General features: G+C 47.9%; 17 protein-coding genes. 15 read left to right on the top strand and 2 right to left on the bottom strand.

The genetic code is table 11. The features are described 5' to 3' along the window. The first annotated feature begins 3 nt into the window (after positions 1 to 3). The 10 genes from MHI48_RS20550 (at position 4) to glsA (ending at position 10,946) form a co-directional block, all read left to right on the top strand. Positions 4 to 1,335 (top strand): extracellular solute-binding protein, encoded by a 1,332-nt coding sequence (locus MHI48_RS20550; RefSeq protein WP_340028889.1) that lies wholly within the window; start codon positions 4 to 6, stop codon positions 1,333 to 1,335. Between the two features lie 84 nt (positions 1,336 to 1,419). Next, entirely contained in the window at positions 1,420 to 2,298 is an 879-nt protein-coding gene (locus MHI48_RS20545; protein ID WP_036614579.1) for a carbohydrate ABC transporter permease, read from the top strand. Then, positions 2,295 to 3,131, top strand: a complete 837-nt coding sequence (locus MHI48_RS20540; protein ID WP_017687468.1) for a carbohydrate ABC transporter permease — start codon at positions 2,295 to 2,297, stop codon at positions 3,129 to 3,131. The genes MHI48_RS20545 and MHI48_RS20540 overlap by 4 nt, the downstream gene beginning before the upstream one ends. A 13-nt stretch (positions 3,132 to 3,144) precedes the next feature. Continuing rightward, positions 3,145 to 4,698: a sugar hydrolase gene (locus MHI48_RS20535; RefSeq protein WP_405141614.1), complete on the top strand. Its 1,554-nt coding sequence runs from the start codon at positions 3,145 to 3,147 to the stop codon at positions 4,696 to 4,698. Further along, positions 4,695 to 4,895 carry a hypothetical protein gene (locus tag MHI48_RS20530; protein WP_405141612.1) on the top strand — a complete coding sequence of 67 codons (201 nt, stop codon included), beginning with the start codon at positions 4,695 to 4,697 and terminating at the stop codon, positions 4,893 to 4,895. Before MHI48_RS20535 ends, MHI48_RS20530 begins: the two co-directional genes overlap by 4 nt. Before the next feature lie 347 nt (positions 4,896 to 5,242). Next, positions 5,243 to 6,895: a sensor histidine kinase gene (locus MHI48_RS20525; protein WP_036660169.1), complete on the top strand. Its 1,653-nt coding sequence runs from the start codon at positions 5,243 to 5,245 to the stop codon at positions 6,893 to 6,895. A gap of 10 nt (positions 6,896 to 6,905) precedes the next feature. Continuing rightward, positions 6,906 to 7,706 (top strand): LytR/AlgR family response regulator transcription factor, encoded by an 801-nt coding sequence (locus MHI48_RS20520; protein ID WP_405141610.1) that lies wholly within the window; start codon positions 6,906 to 6,908, stop codon positions 7,704 to 7,706. 180 nt (positions 7,707 to 7,886) lie between these two features. Then, positions 7,887 to 9,122 carry an OFA family MFS transporter gene (locus MHI48_RS20515; RefSeq protein ID WP_036614939.1) on the top strand — a complete coding sequence of 412 codons (1,236 nt, stop codon included), beginning with the start codon at positions 7,887 to 7,889 and terminating at the stop codon, positions 9,120 to 9,122. A gap of 260 nt (positions 9,123 to 9,382) precedes the next feature. Beyond that, positions 9,383 to 9,865, top strand: a complete 483-nt coding sequence (locus tag MHI48_RS20510; protein WP_405141608.1) for a GNAT family N-acetyltransferase — start codon at positions 9,383 to 9,385, stop codon at positions 9,863 to 9,865. Between the two features lie 139 nt (positions 9,866 to 10,004). Next, positions 10,005 to 10,946 carry a glutaminase A gene (gene glsA, locus MHI48_RS20505; protein WP_036614565.1) on the top strand — a complete coding sequence of 314 codons (942 nt, stop codon included), beginning with the start codon at positions 10,005 to 10,007 and terminating at the stop codon, positions 10,944 to 10,946. 214 nt (positions 10,947 to 11,160) lie between these two features. Here glsA and MHI48_RS20500 read toward each other — a convergent pair whose 3' ends face one another. Together MHI48_RS20500 and MHI48_RS20495 are read right to left on the bottom strand one after the other, a co-directional pair. Continuing rightward, a complete protein-coding gene (locus tag MHI48_RS20500; RefSeq protein ID WP_047843669.1) occupies positions 11,161 to 11,502 on the bottom strand; it encodes a YolD-like family protein in 342 nt (113 codons plus the stop codon). After that, positions 11,499 to 12,743, bottom strand: a complete 1,245-nt coding sequence (locus MHI48_RS20495) for a DNA polymerase IV (protein ID WP_036614560.1) — start codon at positions 12,741 to 12,743, stop codon at positions 11,499 to 11,501. Before MHI48_RS20495 ends, MHI48_RS20500 begins: the two co-directional genes overlap by 4 nt. Before the next feature lie 856 nt (positions 12,744 to 13,599). On the opposite strand from MHI48_RS20495, the gene MHI48_RS20490 reads away from it, so the two are divergent. The 5 genes from MHI48_RS20490 (at position 13,600) to MHI48_RS20470 (ending at position 21,082) form a co-directional block, all read left to right on the top strand. Next, positions 13,600 to 15,825: a hypothetical protein gene (locus MHI48_RS20490; RefSeq protein ID WP_405141605.1), complete on the top strand. Its 2,226-nt coding sequence runs from the start codon at positions 13,600 to 13,602 to the stop codon at positions 15,823 to 15,825. A gap of 26 nt (positions 15,826 to 15,851) precedes the next feature. After that, on the top strand, positions 15,852 to 17,060 hold the full coding sequence (locus tag MHI48_RS20485; protein WP_253501725.1) for a HEAT repeat domain-containing protein: 1,209 nt from the start codon (positions 15,852 to 15,854) through the stop codon (positions 17,058 to 17,060). Between the two features lie 22 nt (positions 17,061 to 17,082). After that, positions 17,083 to 18,483: a glycosyltransferase gene (locus tag MHI48_RS20480; RefSeq protein WP_179088526.1), complete on the top strand. Its 1,401-nt coding sequence runs from the start codon at positions 17,083 to 17,085 to the stop codon at positions 18,481 to 18,483. Positions 18,484 to 18,757: 274 nt separating this feature from the next. Next, on the top strand, positions 18,758 to 19,561 hold the full coding sequence (locus tag MHI48_RS20475; protein WP_036674925.1) for a response regulator transcription factor: 804 nt from the start codon (positions 18,758 to 18,760) through the stop codon (positions 19,559 to 19,561). 153 nt (positions 19,562 to 19,714) lie between these two features. Further along, positions 19,715 to 21,082, top strand: a complete 1,368-nt coding sequence (locus tag MHI48_RS20470) for a nucleotide sugar dehydrogenase (RefSeq protein WP_036674926.1) — start codon at positions 19,715 to 19,717, stop codon at positions 21,080 to 21,082. Positions 21,083 to 21,090: the final 8 nt, after the last annotated feature.

Below are 21,090 nucleotides of genomic sequence, written 5' to 3'. Positions count from 1 at the left end.
AAGATGAAAAATAGAAAACGATTGTTGCCTTTAACTTTGGTACTCCTCATGATGTTTCTGAGCGCATGCAGCTCCGGTAGTCAGGAGGGGAGCGGTACGGATACCAATAACGGGAGTTCAGATGAGTCAGGAAAGCCAATTACGTTGACGATGATGCTTTCGGGAAACAAGGCATCCGAGGGAGAGGATTTCGAACTGGAGACCTTGCCGCGTCTAGTCAAAGAGAAGTTCCCGAACATTAACTTGGAAGTACAAAAGTTACCTGATGATCAATACAATACATCTGTTCGAACCAAGCTTGCGGCTGGACAGGGACCGGACATTTTCTGGATTTTCCCGAAAAATGCGGCTGGCGGTGTCATTGATTTTGCAAAGGCTGGTTTCGCTGCAGATCTGTCAGATCTGAAGTTCTGGGACAACATCAGCCAAGGAGCGAAGGAAGATATGTCCTATGAGGGTAAACCTTACGGGGTGGCCGAAGGACTGGACTTCCTCGGCGTTTACTACAACAAGGAGTTGTTACAGCAGGCAGGATATTCCGAGTTTCCGAAGGATTGGCCTTCGTTTCTGGATTTGTGTCAAAAGTTGCAGGCAGCGGGCGTAACACCAATTGCGATGGGTGACAAGGACCCTTGGATGATCCAATTCGGTATGTATCCGATTGCAGCCAATGTCGTGTATCCGAATGAGCTGGATTTTGATGTCAAACTGCAGAACGGCGAAAAATCGCTGACTGATCCAAAGTGGGTTCAAACGATATCGAAATACAAAGAGCTCTATGATAACAACTACGTCGTTAATAACTCGCTTGGTATTGGTAGTGCCCAATCTGCGCAGTTGTTTATCGACGGGAAAGCAGCCATGACCTTTACGGGAACATGGGATTATGCCTCCATGACGTCCAAAGGCGCTACCGATTTTACTCGCGGATTCGCTTCATTGCCAGGTAACGAGCCGGAACAGCCGGTGTTTGTATCTGCTGCAACATCTGCCGGATACGCTTTGAACGCCAAATCGACAAACCTGGATGCAGCCAAGGAAGTACTGAACTACCTGTTTGATGGTGAATCCGATCTGTTCAAAGCATTTGTGGAAGCCAACAGTTCCATCAGCGTCTATAAGGACGTAGAACTTGAAAACGAATTGTTTAAGGAAGTGAATGACAACTATCAACAAACTGGTAATTCCGTCTACTTCAGCAACCAGATGTGGCCAGCCGGAGTATCGGACGTCATGCAGGCAAAGTTTGCCGAAATTATTGCTGGACAGAAAACAACACCAGAAGATGTGGCAAACGCCATGGAAACCAAGTTCAGAGAGCTGTGGAAAAACTAGAACAAAACGATGCTGTCTGCTGTAAAGGGGAGAATGATTGTCCTTCTTCCCTTGCCGCAGGCCCCTTGGAAAGGATGGAGCAGGATGAGCTCTACTGTAATGAAAAAGTCCATGTACTGGTTTGCTTTGCCGGCATTGATCTTCTACCTGACCTTCTGGATCTTCCCGATCCTGCGGTTGTTCCAGTACAGTATAACGGACTATAACGGGTACGCCCAAGCCTATAACTATATCGGTTTCGACAACTATAAGGAATTGTTTCGGAGCGACATCCTAGGCATTTCTTTAAAAAATACACTGATCTATACGTTTGTCACCGTCATAGCTGGCAATATCATCGGTTTGGCAATGGCTTTGCTGTTAAACATGAAAATAAGAGGAACCGGGATTTACCGTTCCCTGGCGTATATTCCCACATTGTTCAGTGCGATCGTCGTCGGATTTTTGTGGAGTTACGTCTATATGCCGGATTACGGGCTGATTTCTTCCTTTCTCGATAAACTAGGTATCGCAAATGAACTGAATTTCCTGGGTGATTACTCGACCGCACTGTATTCTATTATCTTCGTGGAAATCTGGAAGACGATCGGAACGACAATGATTATCTTCCTTGCAGGACTACAGACTGTTCCTAGTGACCTTTTGGAAGCCGGACGGATTGATGGTTGCGGCTCCTGGAGATTGCTGCGACATGTGAAGATTCCATTACTGGCAACAGCGATTACAATCAACGTGACGTTAAGTTTGATCAATGGACTCAAAGCGTTCGACTTCCCGTTTATCATGACGAATGGCGGTCCCGGCACGGCTACCAACACGCTGATTTATACCATCTACAAGATGGCATTTACCGAACAGCTCTTTGGTAAAGCTTCGGCTCTAGGCGTTATTTCCTTTGCCGTGATTATCGTCATTACCGCTGTTTTTGTCCTGAAAATGAACAAACGGGAGGTGTCGGCATGACGCTTCGTAAAGTTTTGGGGAAAGGATCCGTTCAGGTCGTTGTGCTGTTGGTGATGGCGTTAAACCTGATTCCGTTAATTATTGCCTTTTCGACATCACTCCGAGATCCAAGCAACAACACAAATCCGCTGGTCCTGTTCCGGGAGATGTCCTTTGCAAGTTACAAGGCTGCCTTCGACCGCATGCACTTTCCGGAAGCGCTATGGAACAGCGTGGTGTTAACCGGCGTATCGGTCGTGTTCGTTGTCCTGTTTGCGGCAATGGCGTCCTACCCGATGGCCCGTTTGAAAACAAAGCTAAGTAAGTTCATGTATTTGTTTTTTTTGTCCGGACTTGTGGTACCTGCGCAAATGGTATTGATACCGATCGTGCAAATGATTAATGCGCTTCATATCCCAACGAATCAATATACGCCTATTTTCATGTTCATTACGTGCAGTCTGCCGTTTTCAACTTTCCTGTACACGGGCTTCATTCGAAGCGGTGTGCCTGAGGAGGTAGAAGAAGCGGCGCACATCGACGGGGCGGGATTATTCCAACGGTTCTGGACCGTCGTGTTCCCCTTACTCATTCCGGTAACGGTATCGGTCATTATTACACAAGGTGTCTGGATCTGGAACGATTATTTCTTCAATATGATCTTTATTTCCAGCGCAGGAGATTCACCGTTACCGCTGGCCATGCTTGGATTTTTGGGCGATCAGCAAAATCCCACGCAGTGGAATGTCCTGTTTGCAGCGTGCTTTCTGTGCGCGCTACCGTTGCTGCTGGCGTTTCTGTTCCTGCAAAAATATTTTATCGGTGGTATGACCGTTGGGGCGGTCAAAGGATAAGGAGGGCACTGCAATGAGTGAAAAAGTGATAAACACAGCCTGGCTGGAAAAAGCGCAGGGTCTGATGCCGGAGCTTCGCCAGCAAAAGGTCTATCCGGAACATATCGTGAGCGCAGTTCCGGATGCGTCAGCTTTTCAGGGATGGCGTATCGAACCACTCGGCTTAGCAGAACAACTATCTGATCAAGTGTTGTGCAAGGGAGACCGTGTTACGCTGGATTTCGGGGAGCATCTCGTCGGTTATCTGACCTTGTCGCTTCTTAACGAGCGCAGTAATGCAGATGCACCTCTCAGGTTGAAGCTCACATTTGGAGAAATGCCCTGTGAGGTCGGTGATGATTTTGCAGAATATTCGGGTTGGCTTAGCCGTTCATGGCTTCAAGATGAGATCGTGAATGTGGACGTGTTACCTGGCACGCTAACACTGGACCGTCGGTATGCCTTTCGGTATCTGAAAATCGAGGTGGTAGAAACTTCGATCCGTTACGATATTCGAATTAACGATATATATTGCTTGACGGTGACTTCAGCAGACACAGGGGCAGTACCTCAATTGCCTGAAGGTATCGACACGGAGCTGCTGGAAATAGATCGCTTGTCCGTGAAGACACTCCGGGATTGCATGCAGACGGTATTCGAAGATGGACCGAAGCGCGATCGACGTTTATGGATCGGAGATCTTCGCCTTCAGGCCCTCGTCAATTATGAAACATTCGGCTGTAATGATCTCGTCAAGCGCTGTCTCTATCTCTTTGCCGGAACAAGATTGGAGGGAGGCCAAGTAGGAGCCTGTTTGTACGAACAACCGGAACCGTACGTGGACGACATTTACCTATATGACTATGCGTTGTTCTTTATTGCGACATTATGGGACTATTTTGAAGCTACGAAGGACAGGGAAACGTTGGAAGAACTTTGGCCGGTGGCTCGAGAACAGATTGAGATTGGGCTTAAACGACTTGATGAGCGGGGCATCGTAAGGGATGACGATACATGGTATTGTTTTCTAGACTGGCATGAAGAATTAAATAAACAGGCCGGTGCTCAGGCAGTTCTCATCTATAGTATGAAAAGGGGAAGGTCGATTGCCAAAGAACTAGAGCTGCCGGAGTATGAGGAATGGATTAACGCACACATCAAAGACGCTGAGCAAGCAGCCCTCGCACATCTGTGGGATGGTGAGCAGGGCTTTTTCGTCAGTGGTGAGAAAAGACAGATATCCTGGGCATCGCAAGTATGGATGGTACTGGCTGAGATCATGGATGCTCCAGCGGCCCGGCAATTACTTGATCGGTTAATGAGTAACGAAGAAGCTATTGGCATGACCACGCCGTACATGGTTCATCATTATGTTGATGCATTGCTTATGTGCGGGGAAGAGGAGAAGGCACTGGAGCAGATCCGAAGGTATTGGGGCGGTATGCTGAAGGATGGAGCGGACACCTTCTGGGAGCTCTACAACCCGGACGACAAAACGTATTCTCCTTATGGTAGCAATTTGGTCAACAGTTATTGCCATGCTTGGAGCTGCACACCAAGTTATTTTATCAGGCGAAATTTTTCATGAATTTTGGACTTGAGGTCAACCAGGTACGTCTGGTTGGCCTTTTTGGATTAGTTCCAGAATTAAACTTAGAGCCAGCCATGCCTATTGTTTTTATTTATCTGTTTTTGTTCGTACCGTTAAAAGAACGAGTGGCTATTAATGAAGCGATAAATACGAATATTAAAATAAAGTTATATGGGTTTCCTTTAAGGTTGTAGACTTGAACGATGAGTGTCAGAGTTGAGATGCTTAAGATTATTCGCAGGACAATCGCCGATGAGCGATCGGGAACGATTGGAATAATATGACAACTTATTATAACATAGGTTTTTCTGGAGTCGGACATTTCCATAGAAGTTAAGGGACGAACTATGGTGTGCTTGGTGCAATATAGTTGATGTATTTTCACAGGATGGACTTTGCTTTCCTCCGGGGGGAGCGGTAAACTGTTGCATACGAGCCTATGGATTAATGTCCTGGATTTTAAGTCAAAAGGCGTGGCTGTGCTGATATGCATTTTATTTTTCAAACAGATGTGGAGGAAGTACGATTGGAAATGTTTACGATGCTGCTGGGTTTATTTGAACGGGCGGCGCTGTTGATTATATTTTTATTCTTTCTGTCGAGGGTGCCGAGATTTAGGCAGATTCTGCAAAAGGGGAAATTAAGGTGGCAGGAGTCTATTGCGGTTACCTTGTTATTCTGTGCTTTTGCCATCTTCGGGACATATACGGGCATTAATGTTGAAGGTTCACTGGTGAATGTGCGGATCATCGCCGTGTTATCGGGTGGTATTTTGTTCGGAGCGCCTGTGGGTATTATTACGGGGATTGTCTCCGGGGTGCATCGGTATCTGATTGATATGGATGGAGTCACAGCTATACCGTGTCTAATCACGAGTATCCTGGCAGGTCTGGTCTCCGGATATATACATAAGTACACGCCCAAACCCAAGCGATGGATTATCGGTATTGGTGCCGGAATGATCTGTGAAGCGCTCACGATGTTATTAATCCTGCTATTTTCCTATCCCGATCCACTGGGTGCTGATATTGTGTCGCAGATTGCGCTTCCTATGATTCTGGGTGAAGTCAACATTGGGCTGATTGTGCTCTTGGTGCAGAGTGTTGAAGGGGAAAAGGAAATGATTGCAGCTCGTCAGGCGAAGCTGGCACTGGAGATTGCAAACAAAACCTTGCCTTATTTCCGTTCGATTGATGAGGATTCTCTGCGTAAAATCTGCCGGATTATTCAGGAGGATATTCAGGCCGATGCGGTTGCAATTACGGATACCCGGAATGTACTGGCGTATGTAGGATTTGGTGAGGAACGATATCATATCGGTAATGAGATTATAAGTGAGATGACCAAGAAGACGATATCCAGCGGGGAGATTACGATCAGTAATGATGTGATTGATGAAAAAACACCCGATATCCACTCGCTGTTAATCATTCCGCTCAAAGAACGAGGAGACATTACAGGTGCGCTGAAAATTTATTATCGCAAAGCGTACAAAATTACGTATCCATTACAAACAATGGCTGTAGGTCTATCGCAGATCATCTCAACCCAGATGGAAGTATCGCGGGTAGAAGAGATCAAGGCTGCTGCCAACAAAGCGGAGCTACGTGCGTTACAGACAACCATTCATCCTCATTTTCTGTTTAATGCGCTAAATGCGATTGCTTCGTCCATCCGAACCAAACCGGATCGAGCGCGGGAGCTGATTGTGAATCTATCGGGGTACATGCGTTACAATCTGGAGCTGTCGGATGAGTTAATTGATATTCATAAGGAACTGGAGCAGGTCCGTAATTATGTAGAGATTGAGAAAGCTCGCTTTGGTAGCCGACTTAACGTGATCTATGACATTGATGAGGTCGCGGTGCATATTCCGAGTCTTGTTATCCAGCCGCTCGTCGAAAATGCAATTATTCATGGCATTCTCAAGGTCAAAGGACCTGGGACTGTTCGAATTCGGGTACAGGATTATCCGGAGTTTGTGCGAATCAGTGTCAGTGATACAGGAGCAGGAATCAGTGCAGATATAATTGAACGTGTTTACCATGACCGCATGCCTGGTAACCAGATCGGGCTATATAATGTGCATCGCCGGGTCAAGCTTATCTACGGACAAGGTGTAACCATTACAAGGCTGGAACAAGGAACGGATATTTTATTTGATGTGCCCAAAGGAGATGTCGTAACAAGGTGATGATGGATCAATGAGAGCTCTTATTGTGGAAGACGAGATTCTGGCGAGTGAGGAATTGAATTATTTAATCCAGGAACATAGTCAGATTGAAGTGGTGGACCGCCTTGAAGACGGGCTAGATGTACTGAAATTTTTACAGGAACAAGAAGTAGATGTCATTTTCCTTGATATCAATATTCCCTCGCTGGACGGTATGATGCTGGCCCATCATATTGGGAAATTTGCAACGAAACCCTACATTGTATTTACTACGGCGTATAAGGAACATGCAGCGGAAGCCTTTGAGTTGGAGGCGTTTGATTATATTCTGAAACCGTATGACGAGAAACGAATTGCTGCAATGCTCCATAAGCTGGAACTTGCATTCAAACGTGATTATGCGCCGGTGGAGCAACATGATGAGGATGGACCAGCCCCTACGGCGGACGGATCTGCTGCGCATGGTGAACTGGTACGAGAACGAGATACGAATTCCCATACAGACAGAAGAATTAATCTGCTGCGGAATGACAATATTATTGTTACGGATACGGCAGATATCTACTATGCGGAAGCACAAGAGAAAGTGACGAAGGTATATACCAAAAATGGGGAGTTCACCATGCCAGTGAGCATATCGGATTTTCACAGCCGTCTGCCACAGGATACGTTCTTTCGCTGCCACCGTTCGTACGTCGTAAATCTGTCGCAAATCCGTGAAATTGTACCTTGGTTCAACAATACGTATCTGCTCCGTCTGCGCGATTTGGAAGCTGAAGTGCCCGTGAGTCGCGGGAAGGTCAAAGAATTCAGGCAACTCATGCGCATCTAGAAGCATTTCATTCCGCATCTGATGCAACTCATGCTCAAAACGGTGTGATGAATCCCCTTTCATGTATGATTAGCTTGTGAACGCATTCATGTATATGACATCGGCAAAGGGGAGATCACGATGAAAGCAACCATTTCATCCGTTTCATCAACACCTGAATCAACATCTGCACCTACAAAAATGAATCGCTGGCTTATTGTTTTGGGGACCATCATTGTACAAATGGGTCTTGGAACCATCTATACTTGGAGTTTATTTAATCAACCGTTGTCTGATCGTTTCGGATGGGACGTCAGCTCGGTCGCGATAACTTTTTCAATTACCAGTTTTGCTTTGGCATTTGCCACATTGTTTGCAGGCCGGTTGCAGGAACGTTGGGGTCTTCAGCGCCTGATCCGTGTAGCCGGGGTTGTGCTTGGGCTGGGTCTTATTCTGAGTTCCCAAGTCACCTCGTTAACACTGCTGTACATTTTGGCTGGATTTGTTGTTGGTTTTGCAGACGGTACGGCGTACATTACGTCGCTGTCTAATCTGATCAAATGGTTCCCGGAGCGTAAAGGTCTGATCTCGGGGATCTCGGTCGGCGCCTTTGGTACCGGTAGTTTATTGTTCAAATATGTGAACACAGCATTGATTGGTGCCGTTGGTCCTGCTCAGGCATTTATGTACTGGGGTATTATCGTTCTGGTTCTGGTGGTTGCGGGATCATTCCTGATCCGTGAAGCGGTTGTTCGTGAACAGGCTCCTACAAGCAAGGAAGGATCCAAACAAGTCGTAGCACGTCATGATTACACGGTGAAAGAGATGCTGCGTACAAAAGAAGCGTATATGCTGTTTGTTATTTTCTTCACGGCGTGTATGAGCGGTCTGTACCTGATTGGTATTGTTAAAGATATCGGTGTACAGCTTGCAGGTCTTGATGTAGCTACCGCTGCGAACGCAGTGGCCATGGTTGCAATCTTTAACACGGCAGGACGTATTATTCTTGGTGCGCTGTCGGATAAAGTAGGACGAATGAAAGTCATCGCTGGTGCGCTGCTGGTTACAGCCGTAGCTGTCATGACACTTAGTCTGGTTCCACTGACCTTCGGGATCTTCTTCGCCTGTGTGGCGGCCGTTGCATTCTGCTTTGGCGGTAACATTACGGTATTCCCGGCGATTGTGGCCGATTACTTCGGACTGAAAAATCAAAGCAAAAACTATGGTGTGATCTATCAGGGATTTGGATTTGGTGCCTTGGCAGGATCATTCATCAGCGCCCTGCTGGGCGGATTCCATCTAACCTTCATCGTGATTGCTGTACTCTGCGCTGTCTCGCTGTTGCTCGCACTGATCATCACCCCTCCAGGTGAAGGTCGTCGTGCTCGTCAACGTGAAAAACAGATGAACCTTAACCCTTCATCCCGGGCAAGCTAATAACATGCACTGGAAGTACGGAACTGAGGATATTTCTTCATCTTAAAAAGCAAATTAAAAAACAAAGTAAACAAAGCGGTCTCCAGTAGAGGCCGCTTTTTGGTATCTACAGTGGCCAGATTGCTGACTTGTTGGCCTATCGGACCATCTGGCTGCCTGCAAGCGTGGTGCCTTGTGTGCATTCCATCATTCGCATCTGTTATACTCTAGGTGAATTCAACAAGACCAAGACAAGTTATGTACCCCAGAGGAGGCATATCATGAAGTTCATTAAATACACACAACCTGATTTTGATGATTATTATGCATTGGTTTCCAATATGGAAGTAATGAAACAGATTACAGAACATGCAATACCGGAGCAAGAGGCGAGAACGCAATTTGAGTCCATGCTGGAGTTTAATGAGCGTTCCACTTGCGGACATTACCGAGTATATAGTGAAGATGGTGCCGGTGTGGCGTATGCCAAATTGATTCCGGATCAGGAGGACCCGACCAAGGCTGAGATAGGTTACATGATCCTGCCTGAACATTGGGGCAAAGGTCAAGGCACATCCATAGCGTCACGGTTGATTATTCAGGCACAAGCCGCAGGGATTGGATCCCTCTATGCAGTTATCGATCCGGGTAACGCTGCTTCCCGCCGGATCTTGACCAGACAGAACTTTGTATCCACCTGGACGGGTGATTACGATGGTCTTCCTGGGGAGATTTTGGAGTTGAATCTTCAAACGAAGCGGTAAAGGAACTATTCTGAGGGTAATCAGATAATATAGGGCATTTTGCATGAGATGGCTGGAACTCATTATCACCATGGTGCATGGGTTCACCCATGTACATTTCATGCAAGATGCTTATATAGAGATGTGGAGGAGATGACATATGAGCAATTCAACCATGGAACGTCTGAATGCATTGCTGCCGGAGTGGCTGGAGACCAGTCGTTTGCACACCGGGCAGGGTAAGGTGGCTTCTTATATCCCGGAGCTTGTCAAAGCCTCTCAGGATGAGCTTGGTATACATATCATGGACGCCGAAGGGAACTATGTGTCGGCAGGGGATTGCGGTGTCCCATTTACAATGCAAAGTATCTCCAAAGTATTTACCCTTATTCTGGCCTTAATGGACCATGGTGAAGAAGCAGTCTTCTTTAATGTAGGAAAAGAACCCACAGGCGACGATTATGATTCGATGATCAAGCTTGAATTGGTTGAACCCGGTATTCCATTTAATCCACTGATTAATGCGGGTGCGATTACGGTGTCCTCGCTTGTTGGAGGAGACTGTAAGGAAGAGAAATCACGCCGCATTCTGGAGTTTTTCCGCAAACTGGCGAATAATGATCAGCTGGGCTATAACGAAGAGGTATTCCAGTCCGAATCGGAGAGTGGTCATATGAATCGTTCACTTGGCTACTTTTTGAAGCACAACGGGGTCATTAAGGATGACGTTGAAGACGTGCTTGCCGTGTATTTCCGTCATTGCTCCATTGAAGTGACGTGTGCAGATCTGTCTCGAATGTCACTCGTTCTGGCCTATAATGGAACAGATCCAATTACGGGAGAAGAACTCATCCCTCGTCGCTATGTTCAGATTGCCAAAACCTTCATGACCACCTGTGGTATGTATAATGCATCAGGCGAATTTGCCATCGAGGTCGGCTTGCCCGCCAAAAGTGGAGTATCCGGTGGAATTCTGACCCTTGTACCGGGACAATTCGGCATAGGTCTTGTTGGCCCGGCTCTGAATCGCAAAGGCAACAGTATTGCCGGTGTGCATCTGCTCGAGCGTCTGTCCAAGGAATTCGACTGGAGCTTTTTCTAAGAAGTTTTTCAGAAAAAAAGCTTTACCCTTATATGCAGCCGATGAATCACGTATCTGATATTTTGCTTCTTTAGAACGAAGTGAATGGTCTGGGTATGTCTCGTCGGCTGCTTTTGGTATTCACCTGGAAGTGTAGGAAGACAGTCCTGCATGGCAACGACTATGCTGCATCTATCATAGATTATCCGCAACATGGGGGCGGGTATATACGCCTTCAGTCATCGGCTAGGGCCACATCTGTAATGAGGTTCATCTGAATATCCCGGGACCCATCTTCCATCAGCAGTCTGAGGGTACGAGCCGGACGGTCCAGTCGAAGTACTTGACCAGTATAACGGATATCGTCATGTTCGTGAAACACGGTAATGGTGACCCTATCTCCAAGCATCATCGAGTTACTGAGCAAACGGGACATTTCTTCCGCGGCCTGGGCATCCAGGGATGGGCGGGTACGAGGAGCTAGTTGTTCCTGATGAAGAATGTAGGCTTCCCGGTGTTCGGGGAGCATCATGCGTGAGGACTCGAAGATACCGTTTTGCTGCAATTTTTTACTCATTTATAATGACCTCCAATTTTATGAGAACGTTCATGGGCTTGCGCGGACGAGCAGAGGGAGGATGCCCGCATGATGGCGGTATCTCCGTACCTGCGCTTGATATCATCCGTGGCACGTTCCAATTCTCTTTTGCGTTCGCGGTCATCAAACCAGGACAGTTGCACTTCGGAATCGGGTACAAGTCCGGTCAATGACACGCTGATGCGGCGGATGGGTAATCCGTCCCAATGGCGCAGGAACAGAGCTGCTGCCGCATCGTATACTTCATCCGTAATGTTGGTGGGTTCATTCACCTTCATCTGGCGGGAGAAACCGGTTGGTCGATCATAATCCTGTCCGCGACATCCAACCGAGACCACATGGCCCATGAGTGATTTGTCCCGGGAACGTCGACTGACGAGTTCCGCCAGTTCAAGCAGTACCACTTTGATATCTTCCCAGGAGTCATAGTCCCGGGGCAGCGTCATCTGATGTCCGATTCCCTGCTGCTGATGAGCATATGTCCCGGGTTTGACCGGGGAATCGTCAATACCGCGGGCGATACGCCACAGTACCTCGCCATTCACACCCCAACGTTCTCTCAGTCGGGACAGTGGGGTCTGGGCCAGATCACCGATGGTGTGAACCCCCATCTTGTAGAGATGCTGCGCCATGCGGGAACCAACCATGAACATGTCTCGTACAGGCTTCTGCCAGATGGTGGACGGCAGATCTTTGCGAGGCAACGTGCAGATTCCGCCAGGGACTTTTTTGGCATATAGATCACAGGCCATCTTACTAACGACCTTGGTATCACTGATACCGATTCGAATGTACACACCCGTCTCATCCATCACCCTCGATTGAATGCTGCGCGCAATCGTCTCGGGGCTGCCGAACAGATCCAGGCTTCCGGTGACATCGAGGAACTGTTCATCAATACTATAGGGTTCCACCAGATCGGTGTAAGACTGAAGGATACGCGTAATATGAAGGGACACCCGAATGTACTCGGCCATCCGGGGGCGAACAACAACAACATCTGGACATTTGGCGAGCGCTTCGCCCAGTCGTTCTGCTGTCGTAATTCCATAGGACTTGGCGAGTGGACAGGCCGCAAGAATAATACCCGAACGGCGCGCCGGATCTCCCGCGACTACGAGGGGGCGGTCCTTGTATTCGGGATGTGCAGACTTCTCCACACTGGCATAGAATGACTGGCAGTCTGCCAGCATGATGACACGTCTGTCTTGGCGGGGCATAAGACTTCTCTCCTTATTCGTGATGCTAAGCTCTTATGTTAAGAAGCAATTATTTTCATTTGAACATCGATAATTAACAGTTTATTTACAGTATGGAACAAGTGTTCTTGTTTTATAAGCATATCCGACAATTCGAAATGCGGCAACCGGAATTATTTTGCAAATTGGACACAATTATGGGTTAGCCATATTAGAGGCAGAAATTAGGAAATAAGATGTGCTTTTTTACATTTAATGTGAGAGATCCATGACCTACGGTTGATGACCGGGCGTTCATTTGGGTTTTTGTAAAAGGGTTATAAATGGGCACAGTCCTATAGAGGGGGACTGACGTCCTTTTTTGATTTTCTGCATTTTTCAGAAAACCTTGATGTGACGCGGAATATCGCTGATGCGTTATCGGACTATAGTATCAATTTTGTAATCTTTATGGTTAATACTGTAAAAAGGTCCGCAACTTTAACATATGACTCGCGTTTAATGGGGTATGTGTTCAAACGTAAAACGATGCCTGTACCCGCGTTGCACATAACAATAAAGGTTCCAGAAGTGCAAGATCAGCAGGCATCTAATCCATGCAATTCGAGCAATTATTAGTGTTTGGGAATCAGAGGTATCCCAGAGGCTTCCGAGTGGTAGTTGATGGACCTTTTTACGAATCATGGGCAGAATGTTCCATTTCATGTTTGCTTCCATCAGCCTAGTTACAAATACAGAGTCTTAGCGCTATAGTGAGAACTACACCGCTGACATCTCTACCAAGCGGACATCCGAAGCGGAATGATTCCTATGCTTCATGTTGGACCATTCGGTGTTGAAGCAGGATGCATAATAGAGAGGTGAGCAATCTAAAGACATGAGCAGACAAAGACGAAGACGCTGGTTATTAACGGTGTTGACGGGAGCAGTGGTGGTGACTGGCGGGATATTTGCTGGATGGCACTATATGCAACCCAAGCTCGTTACGTACACAGCGGAGAACGGCACGGAGATGAAATTCAAGACCGATGGAGACCGGTTCATGGAATACGGGCCAGATGGAACGTGGAGGGAGATGTTCGTCAAAGGTGTCAACCTGGGCGCAACTTCACCGGGGCATTACCCGGGAGAATTCCCGCTGACCAAAGAGGATTACTTGCGGTGGTTCCAGCAGATCGAGGATCTGGGAGCCAATGTAATCCGGGTATACACGGTTCACGAACCGATTTTCTACTCCGCATTAGTCGAATATAACCGCGGCCGGGAGCAACCGTTATATTTTATACAGGGCATATGGTCGCCTGAAGAAGAGTTAATTGAGAAGCAGGATGCCTATGCGGCGCATATTGAGCAGACGTTCAAGCAGGAGATTGAAAAGGCCGTATCTGCTGTCTATGGCGATGCGGACATTCCTGCCAAGCAGGGAGAGTCCAGCGGCAAATACAAGACGAATGCTGGAAAATATCTGATGGCCTGGCATGTGGGTACGGAATGGGACCCGGCGATGGTAGACAACACAAACGCAAAACATGCGGACGTGCCGCAGTACAAGGGAGTTCATTTCTCGGCGAGTCCAGAAGCGTCACCGTTCGAGAACTGGCTCGCAGAACTGCTGGATCATACAGCGGTCCTGGAGAAGAAGTATGGATGGGAGCATCCGATGACTTTCACCAACTGGGTAACGACCGATGTGCTGGATCATCCCGGCGAGCCGCTGTATGAAGAGGATCTCGTCAGTGTGGATGCCCGACATATTCAGCCGGAGGCGTGGCAGGGAGGTTATTTTGCAGCCTACCATGTGTACCCGTATTACCCGGATCTGTTCCATATCGATAAAACACTCCAAACCATCAAGGATGAGAACGGTGAGTACAACACGTACAAAAGTTATCTGCGCAAGCTGAAAGCCGAGTTTTCCGATATGCCTGTAATGATTACAGAGTATGGCGTACCCTCTTCTCTTGGTATTTCCCATCTGGGTATGGGAGGACGGAATCAGGGTGGACATAACGAAGTAGAGCAGGGAGATATTGACGCGTCACTGACGCAGGATATCTATGATGAAGGATACTCGGGAGCGATTGTGTTCATGTGGCAGGATGAATGGTTCAAAAAAACATGGAACACGATGCCACTGGAAATCCCGGCTGATCGCCGTGCATATTGGCTGAACGTACTGACAAACGAGAAGATGTTTGGTCTGCTTGCCATGGACCCGGGTAAACAGGAACAGTTGACCATCGACGGATCACTGGATGACTGGGATGATCTGAAGGTCGAAGAGGTCACGACCTGGCAGGGCCAAGTGGACGGCATTCAGGAAATGAAGATGACTCATGATGAAGCCTATCTGTATATTGGGCTGACCTTGGATCAACCGTTTGACCCGGAGAAGACAGTGCTGCGAATTGGCACAGATACACTTGCTGGAGGCAGTCAGCCTGACAAGTTACTCCCGGGCCGGACGCTCAGTGATGGTCTTGAGACGGTGATTACACTGGGGCAAGATGAAGAATCACAGGTGGGGATTGCCAAGGATTATGACTTTAATCAGCGCCTGTACGGCAAGGATGGATACGACATGCTGCCAGATCAGCAGTCAGACTCCGCAGATCCGTTCCACCCATGGAATCTGGCAGTCAGCCTGAGGATGACACCGCCGGATACCCGATCTGCTCAACCGTTCATGAATGAAAAGGTCGGAACATTGAAACGGGGAACGACAGCTCCCGGTCAGTCAGATACGGATTCATTAACGGCATGGCAGTATAACGGCAATCAGGTGGAGATGCGAATTCCCTGGATGCTGCTTGGGTTCGGTGATCCGAGTTCGCTGCAAGCGATCGACTATGGACCGCTCAAGAATGGACGTGAGTTCTCCACAGTTGCTGTGGAAGGCGTTACCCTCATTCCGTGGTTAACGGACCGCGCCACGAAGAAAGTATCTTGGCCTGGGGGTGAACAGACGACCCTGGATCTGAAGACATTGCCGGTATATAGCTGGCAGCCTTGGGAGCAGGTGCAGTATAGTGAACGCCTGAAGCTAAGCTACGAAAAAATGAAGAAGAGTTATGAAAAAATTCCTAGTTTTCAGATCGAATAAATAAGTATAAAGGAGGACCTTTTCACATGTTTCCAAGTTTGGCTTTGGCCTATCTGTTTTTGTACATCTGTATCGCACTTGTTGTTGTAGGCGTCATCGTATTGTTTGCCATGAAAATGTCCCACAATGGCAAACGACGCAAGACGGCGTTTTATGAATTGAAGCAGCGTGACTATTTCACCTATCTGCAAACAGCCTTGACCGAGAATAGTCCGCTCAGATTGCCACCAGGCAAACTGGCTCCGCTGGAACGCAGAGTCATTCAGGACAGACTGATTGAATGGATCGACCAGTTCAAGGGTGAGTATCGCGACAAATTAATCGCACTGTGCCGTGAAGCAGGATTCGTAGAGCATGATCTGAAGGAACTGGGCCGTCTGCGTTATGGTCGCCAGATTGATGCGGCTTATCGCTTGGGTGGCATGCGTTGTCCCGAAGCCGTTCCGGGTTTGATGGAATTGCTGAAGGATGAGAAACCAGGCCCGATGGCCATTATGATTGGTCGATCCATCTCCAGATGTACGACTCGGCAAGGTGAACTGAAAGACATGCTCGCTTTGCTGTTAACCAAAGGTAAGTCCATTCACCATCTGGCAGCAGATATTCTGCTCGAAACGAGTCTGGATACGAGCAGAGTTCTAATTGAATTGCTGGAAGACCGGAATCCTGATTTTGTCAAAGTCGGACTGGTTGCCATGTGGGGACAGGCTGTACCTGAAGTGATGCCTGCACTCGACAGACTGGTAGGCGCAGAACATCAGGATGTACGTGCCGAGGCGGTGAAGCTGTATCTTAGCGCAAGTCCGGCACTCCGGGATGAGACAATCCTGAAGCTGATCCAGGACCCCGATCCGGAAGTTCGCGCCGAAGTGGTACAAGCGCTTGGTTACAAGCATGCATCTGGCAGCATTCCATTGCTGCGCAAAGCGCTTCGGGATGAAGACTGGAGAGTTCGATATAACAGTGCGGAGAGTCTGAGCAAGCTCGGTGAACCGGGATTCGAAGCGCTGTGTCAGGCTGCGGTGCAAGGTACAGTTGCTGAGCGCGAGATTGCGATGCAGCAGATTGAGAGTACCATGCAGCATACGAGAACCGATGACAGAGCTGTAGAGCAGATGATTGCACATAACAAAAAAAGACTGCTGTACGATCGCTATTTTGGCCCTGTACGAGAGAACAGAACCAGCAAGAAACGTACAGGTGTCGCTACGGTAGGAGGGGATTACACTGCTTAGGGATCTACTATTAATCTACGGCATGGTCGCAATCTACTATGTTGTTTTTGTAAATACGCTCTATTTTTCCATTCTGGCCTTATCGTTCCGTAACATCTGGACGATCTTCCGGCGGTCGCATTATTCCAAATACAATACATTGTCAGGCTCGGAACTGGTACCTTCCGTTTCTCTGCTGGTACCGGCATACAACGAGGAACTGACGATTATTGAAAATGTGAACTGCCTGATGACGCTGAATTATCCAACGTATGAAGTCATTGTTGTGAATGATGGCTCCAGTGATGCGACACTGAATATCCTGTTGAAAGAATATCGTCTGAAGCCAGTACCCAATACGAAGATTCGGGGCAAGATCGCCTGTCAGAAAATTCGTGGGATCTACCATAACCCGGAGTTCCCGGATCTGTATGTCATTGACAAGGAAAACGGCGGTAAGGCCGATTCCCTCAATGCCGGGATCAACCTGTCTCATTATCCGTTGATCTCTTCCATCGATGCCGATTCTTTGCTGGAGAAGGATGCCCTCATTCGCATGGCACGCATGTATATGGAGAATCCGGAAGAGACAGTAGCCATCGGTGGAGATGTAAGGATCGCCAATGGCTGCAAAATTGAAAACGGGGCAGTGCAAGATGTATCGCTGCCACGCAAGATCTGGCCCATGTTCCAGTCGATCGAATATCTCAAAGCCTTCCTGGGCGGACGGATTGGCTGGAGTCACATGAACGGTCTGATCATTGTCTCCGGTGCCTTCGGCATGTTCCGTAAGGACGCTGTTATCGCCGTAGGTGGATACCGGGATGGTTATCCTGGGGAAGACATGAACATCATCATCAAACTTCACCGTTACATGCTGGAAAACAAATTGAAGTATCGCATTGCCTTCTGCCCTGAGGCCGTGTGCTGGACGCAGGCACCGGATTCCTACCGGATCTTGTCCAGTCAGCGCAAGCGCTGGGGCCGCGGGAATCTGAAGAACATGATAGAGAATCGTGGCATGTTGTTCAATCCAAAATATAAGGTTATGGGTATGGTGACCATGCCATATAACGTCCTTTTTGAAGCGCTCAACCCGTATTTCCGGATTACCGGACTTCTGGCTCTCGCTGGATATGTGCTTCTGGATATGACGCAATGGCCGATTCTGGTTCTGTTCGGACTGCTGAACTTTGTGAGTGGTTATCTGCTGAGTGTAGGCGCACTTGTCCTGGAGGAGATTGCTTTCAAACGTTACAACAAACTCTCCGATCTGGTCAAAATGCTCGTCTACTCCGCGCTGAAATTCGTGGGTTACCACCAGCTCGGCGTACTGTGGAGATTACAGGGACATGTGCAGTTCATGCAAAACAACAACTCATGGGGTACCATGACACGTCAAAGCTGGTCCGAGGATGAGAAGAAAACAAGCGAAGCCGCTTGATTAAAGAATAATCAAAGCAATTATATGTCCAACTAGACATTTACACGATAACGGAGAGGGCAGAAAAAGCCTGAAGAAGAGAAGCGTGCGCCTAAAAGCTTTCCGAAAGAAAGCTGCATCGAAAGCATACGCTTATTCCCGGATTTCCCCTTGTATAAAGGAATCAAAAAATCTGGGGATAACAGTGATCGAAAGGCTGTTCTGTCATCGGAGTGTCAGTGTAAATAATATTTTTTGGACTTATAGATAATCGAGGAGAAGGGTGGAAAAGAACATGCCAAATACGGCGACATTGCAGCGTGAGGCTGCCGTTAATGTGTACCGAAGTGTAGAACAGGGATTGAAGGAAACGGGTGCCGAAACATGCGGCTTAATGTTCATCCATTGTGCAGGAAACTCTCAACCTGAGCAGCAGGTCAGGACACATCTGGAACAAACGAGTGAGTCTGCCTTCCAGGTGTGGAAGGATGGGGCTACCCAAGCGATTGCCGTCCTGCTGCCAGGTTTGTCACTGGATGAAGTTCATTATGAAGGACTTCGGATCAAACATGAGTTGCAAGAGACTGTACCCGGTGCCGATCCACAGATTACACTGGCCAGTTTCCCGGAAGGGGAGCGCCCTTCGAAGGCAACTATTCAGCATATGGCTGAGTCCTCGAAGCTCGTAGATTCGTCGGAGATTCATATCTACACGCTGGACAATACGGCGGACGAGCCGGAACGAATTTTGATTGTGGACAACGATCCGACGGTACGCGAATTCCTGCAATTGCGGTTGAAGATGCAGGGATACGAAACCTATGAAGCCGTTGATGGACTGGCTGCACTGGAGTTGATCGAGAAAGTCACACCAGATCTGGTGCTCACCGAACTGAATCTGTATGGCATCGATGGTCTGCCGTTCATCCATCATATTCAGAATCTGGAGATGGAGCAGCCACCCAAAATTGTCGTGTTGACCGAGCAACGTGTCGAGCAGACGATTAGTCAATGTTTCCGCAGCGGAGTCGATGATTACATGACTAAACCGTTCTCGCCTGTAGAGCTGGATGCCCGAATCAGACGCTGCCTGCATTAGAAGACGGCTTGAATAAGCTGATTGTGTGAAGTGCAAAGTAAGAGCTTTTTTACACTATGAATCAGATAGATTAGAGCAACATTTAGAGCACAGACACTCATCTATTTATATGGATTTTAAGCACCACCAAATACACTGCCCGGAGGGAATATCATGGAGAATCAACAATTCCACACATTACTGAATGCGATTGAAAATAAAGAAGCTGTACTCGGCGTCGTCGGGCTCGGTTACGTAGGACTTCCACTTGCCGTGGAAATGGTCAATCAAGGTTTCACGGTAATCGGAATTGATCTGGATGCGTCCAAAGTAGAAAGTATCTATCAAGGAGATTCCTATATTCACGATATTTCGTCTGATGAGTTGAAAAAAGTAATGCAAAGCGGTCGTTTCCAGCCAACGACAGATTACAGCATGCTGCGTGTGATCGACGCCCTCAGTATCTGCGTACCGACACCTCTTAGTGAGAATCAGGACCCGGATACGTCTTACATCGAGACGGTTGTGGATCAGATCAAACTGCACATGAAACCAGGCATGCTGATTACGCTGGAGAGCACCACTTATCCAGGTACAACCGAAGAACTGATCCAGCAGCAGCTGGACAAGATCGGACAAGAAGCAGGTAAAGACTATTTCCTCTGCTTCTCGCCTGAGCGTGTGGACCCGTCGAACGGACGTTTCACAACATTTAATACGCCGAAAGTAATCGGGGGCACAACTGAAGCTTGCTTGAAGCTCGGAACAGCGCTATATGGAAAATATGTAGAAACCGTAGTACCGGTATCCTCACCAAAAGTGGCTGAGATGTCCAAACTGCTGGAGAACACATTCCGCAGTGTAAACATTGCCTTTGTAAATGAAATGGCGATGATGTGTGACCGTATGGGCATCGATATCTGGGAAGTTATTGACGCGGCGGCGACGAAACCATTTGGTTTCATGCCATTCTATCCAGGCCCAGGCATCGGTGGACACTGCATCCCGCTTGATCCGATGTACCTGTCATGGAAGGCCAAAGGCTTCCGTTTCTATAGCAAATTCATTGAGCTGGCGCAATCCACCAATGACAACATGCCATATTATGTATTGAACAAAACGTCAACAATTCTGAACGAATACGCTAAATCCGTACGTAAATCCAATATTCTGCTCCTTGGCATGTCGTACAAGCCGAATATTGCCGACCTGCGTGAATCACCAGGACTGGAAGTATATGAACTGTTCAAGGAAAGTGGAGCTAACGTTAGCTACTACGATCCACATGCGGATTCCTTCCAGGACAAACATGGCGAGACCGTACACAGTGAAGCGTTCAATCTGGAGCAGTTCAAGAAGTACGATTGCATCGTGCTGATCACCAACCACAGCGATTTGCCTTACTTTGATATTGCCGAGATGGGTGTGCCGATTCTGGATACACGTAATGCGTTCCGTTCGTACACACATCCGCATATCTACAAAATTGGTCACTCGGTACAGCATCCTGTGCTTGAACCAAGTGAAGCGTTGCTCGTCTGAGGAAATAT

It is taken from the genome of Paenibacillus sp. FSL H7-0942, from assembly GCF_045040715.1.
GTDB lineage: Bacteria > Bacillota > Bacilli > Paenibacillales > Paenibacillaceae > Paenibacillus > Paenibacillus amylolyticus.
Note: the sequence above shows the minus strand (reverse complement) of the source record. Positions and strands in the feature narration are given on the sequence as shown.

Bases quoted from the DNA above. Each gene is read 5' to 3' on its own strand.
- MHI48_RS20550 (WP_340028889.1), top strand. From the start codon at position 4: ATGAAAAATAGAAAACGATTGTTGCCTTTAACTTTGGTACTCCTCATG.
- MHI48_RS20545 (WP_036614579.1), top strand. From the start codon at position 1,420: ATGAGCTCTACTGTAATGAAAAAGTCCATGTACTGGTTTGCTTTGCCG.
- MHI48_RS20540 (WP_017687468.1), top strand. From the start codon at position 2,295: ATGACGCTTCGTAAAGTTTTGGGGAAAGGATCCGTTCAGGTCGTTGTG.
- MHI48_RS20535 (WP_405141614.1), top strand. From the start codon at position 3,145: ATGAGTGAAAAAGTGATAAACACAGCCTGGCTGGAAAAAGCGCAGGGT.
- MHI48_RS20530 (WP_405141612.1), top strand. From the start codon at position 4,695: ATGAATTTTGGACTTGAGGTCAACCAGGTACGTCTGGTTGGCCTTTTT.
- MHI48_RS20525 (WP_036660169.1), top strand. From the start codon at position 5,243: ATGCTGCTGGGTTTATTTGAACGGGCGGCGCTGTTGATTATATTTTTA.
- MHI48_RS20520 (WP_405141610.1), top strand. From the start codon at position 6,906: ATGAGAGCTCTTATTGTGGAAGACGAGATTCTGGCGAGTGAGGAATTG.
- MHI48_RS20515 (WP_036614939.1), top strand. From the start codon at position 7,887: ATGAATCGCTGGCTTATTGTTTTGGGGACCATCATTGTACAAATGGGT.
- MHI48_RS20510 (WP_405141608.1), top strand. From the start codon at position 9,383: ATGAAGTTCATTAAATACACACAACCTGATTTTGATGATTATTATGCA.
- glsA (WP_036614565.1), top strand. From the start codon at position 10,005: ATGAGCAATTCAACCATGGAACGTCTGAATGCATTGCTGCCGGAGTGG.
- MHI48_RS20500 (WP_047843669.1), bottom strand. From the start codon at position 11,502: ATGAGTAAAAAATTGCAGCAAAACGGTATCTTCGAGTCCTCACGCATG.
- MHI48_RS20495 (WP_036614560.1), bottom strand. From the start codon at position 12,743: ATGCCCCGCCAAGACAGACGTGTCATCATGCTGGCAGACTGCCAGTCA.
- MHI48_RS20490 (WP_405141605.1), top strand. From the start codon at position 13,600: ATGAGCAGACAAAGACGAAGACGCTGGTTATTAACGGTGTTGACGGGA.
- MHI48_RS20485 (WP_253501725.1), top strand. From the start codon at position 15,852: ATGTTTCCAAGTTTGGCTTTGGCCTATCTGTTTTTGTACATCTGTATC.
- MHI48_RS20480 (WP_179088526.1), top strand. From the start codon at position 17,083: ATGGTCGCAATCTACTATGTTGTTTTTGTAAATACGCTCTATTTTTCC.
- MHI48_RS20475 (WP_036674925.1), top strand. From the start codon at position 18,758: ATGCCAAATACGGCGACATTGCAGCGTGAGGCTGCCGTTAATGTGTAC.
- MHI48_RS20470 (WP_036674926.1), top strand. From the start codon at position 19,715: ATGGAGAATCAACAATTCCACACATTACTGAATGCGATTGAAAATAAA.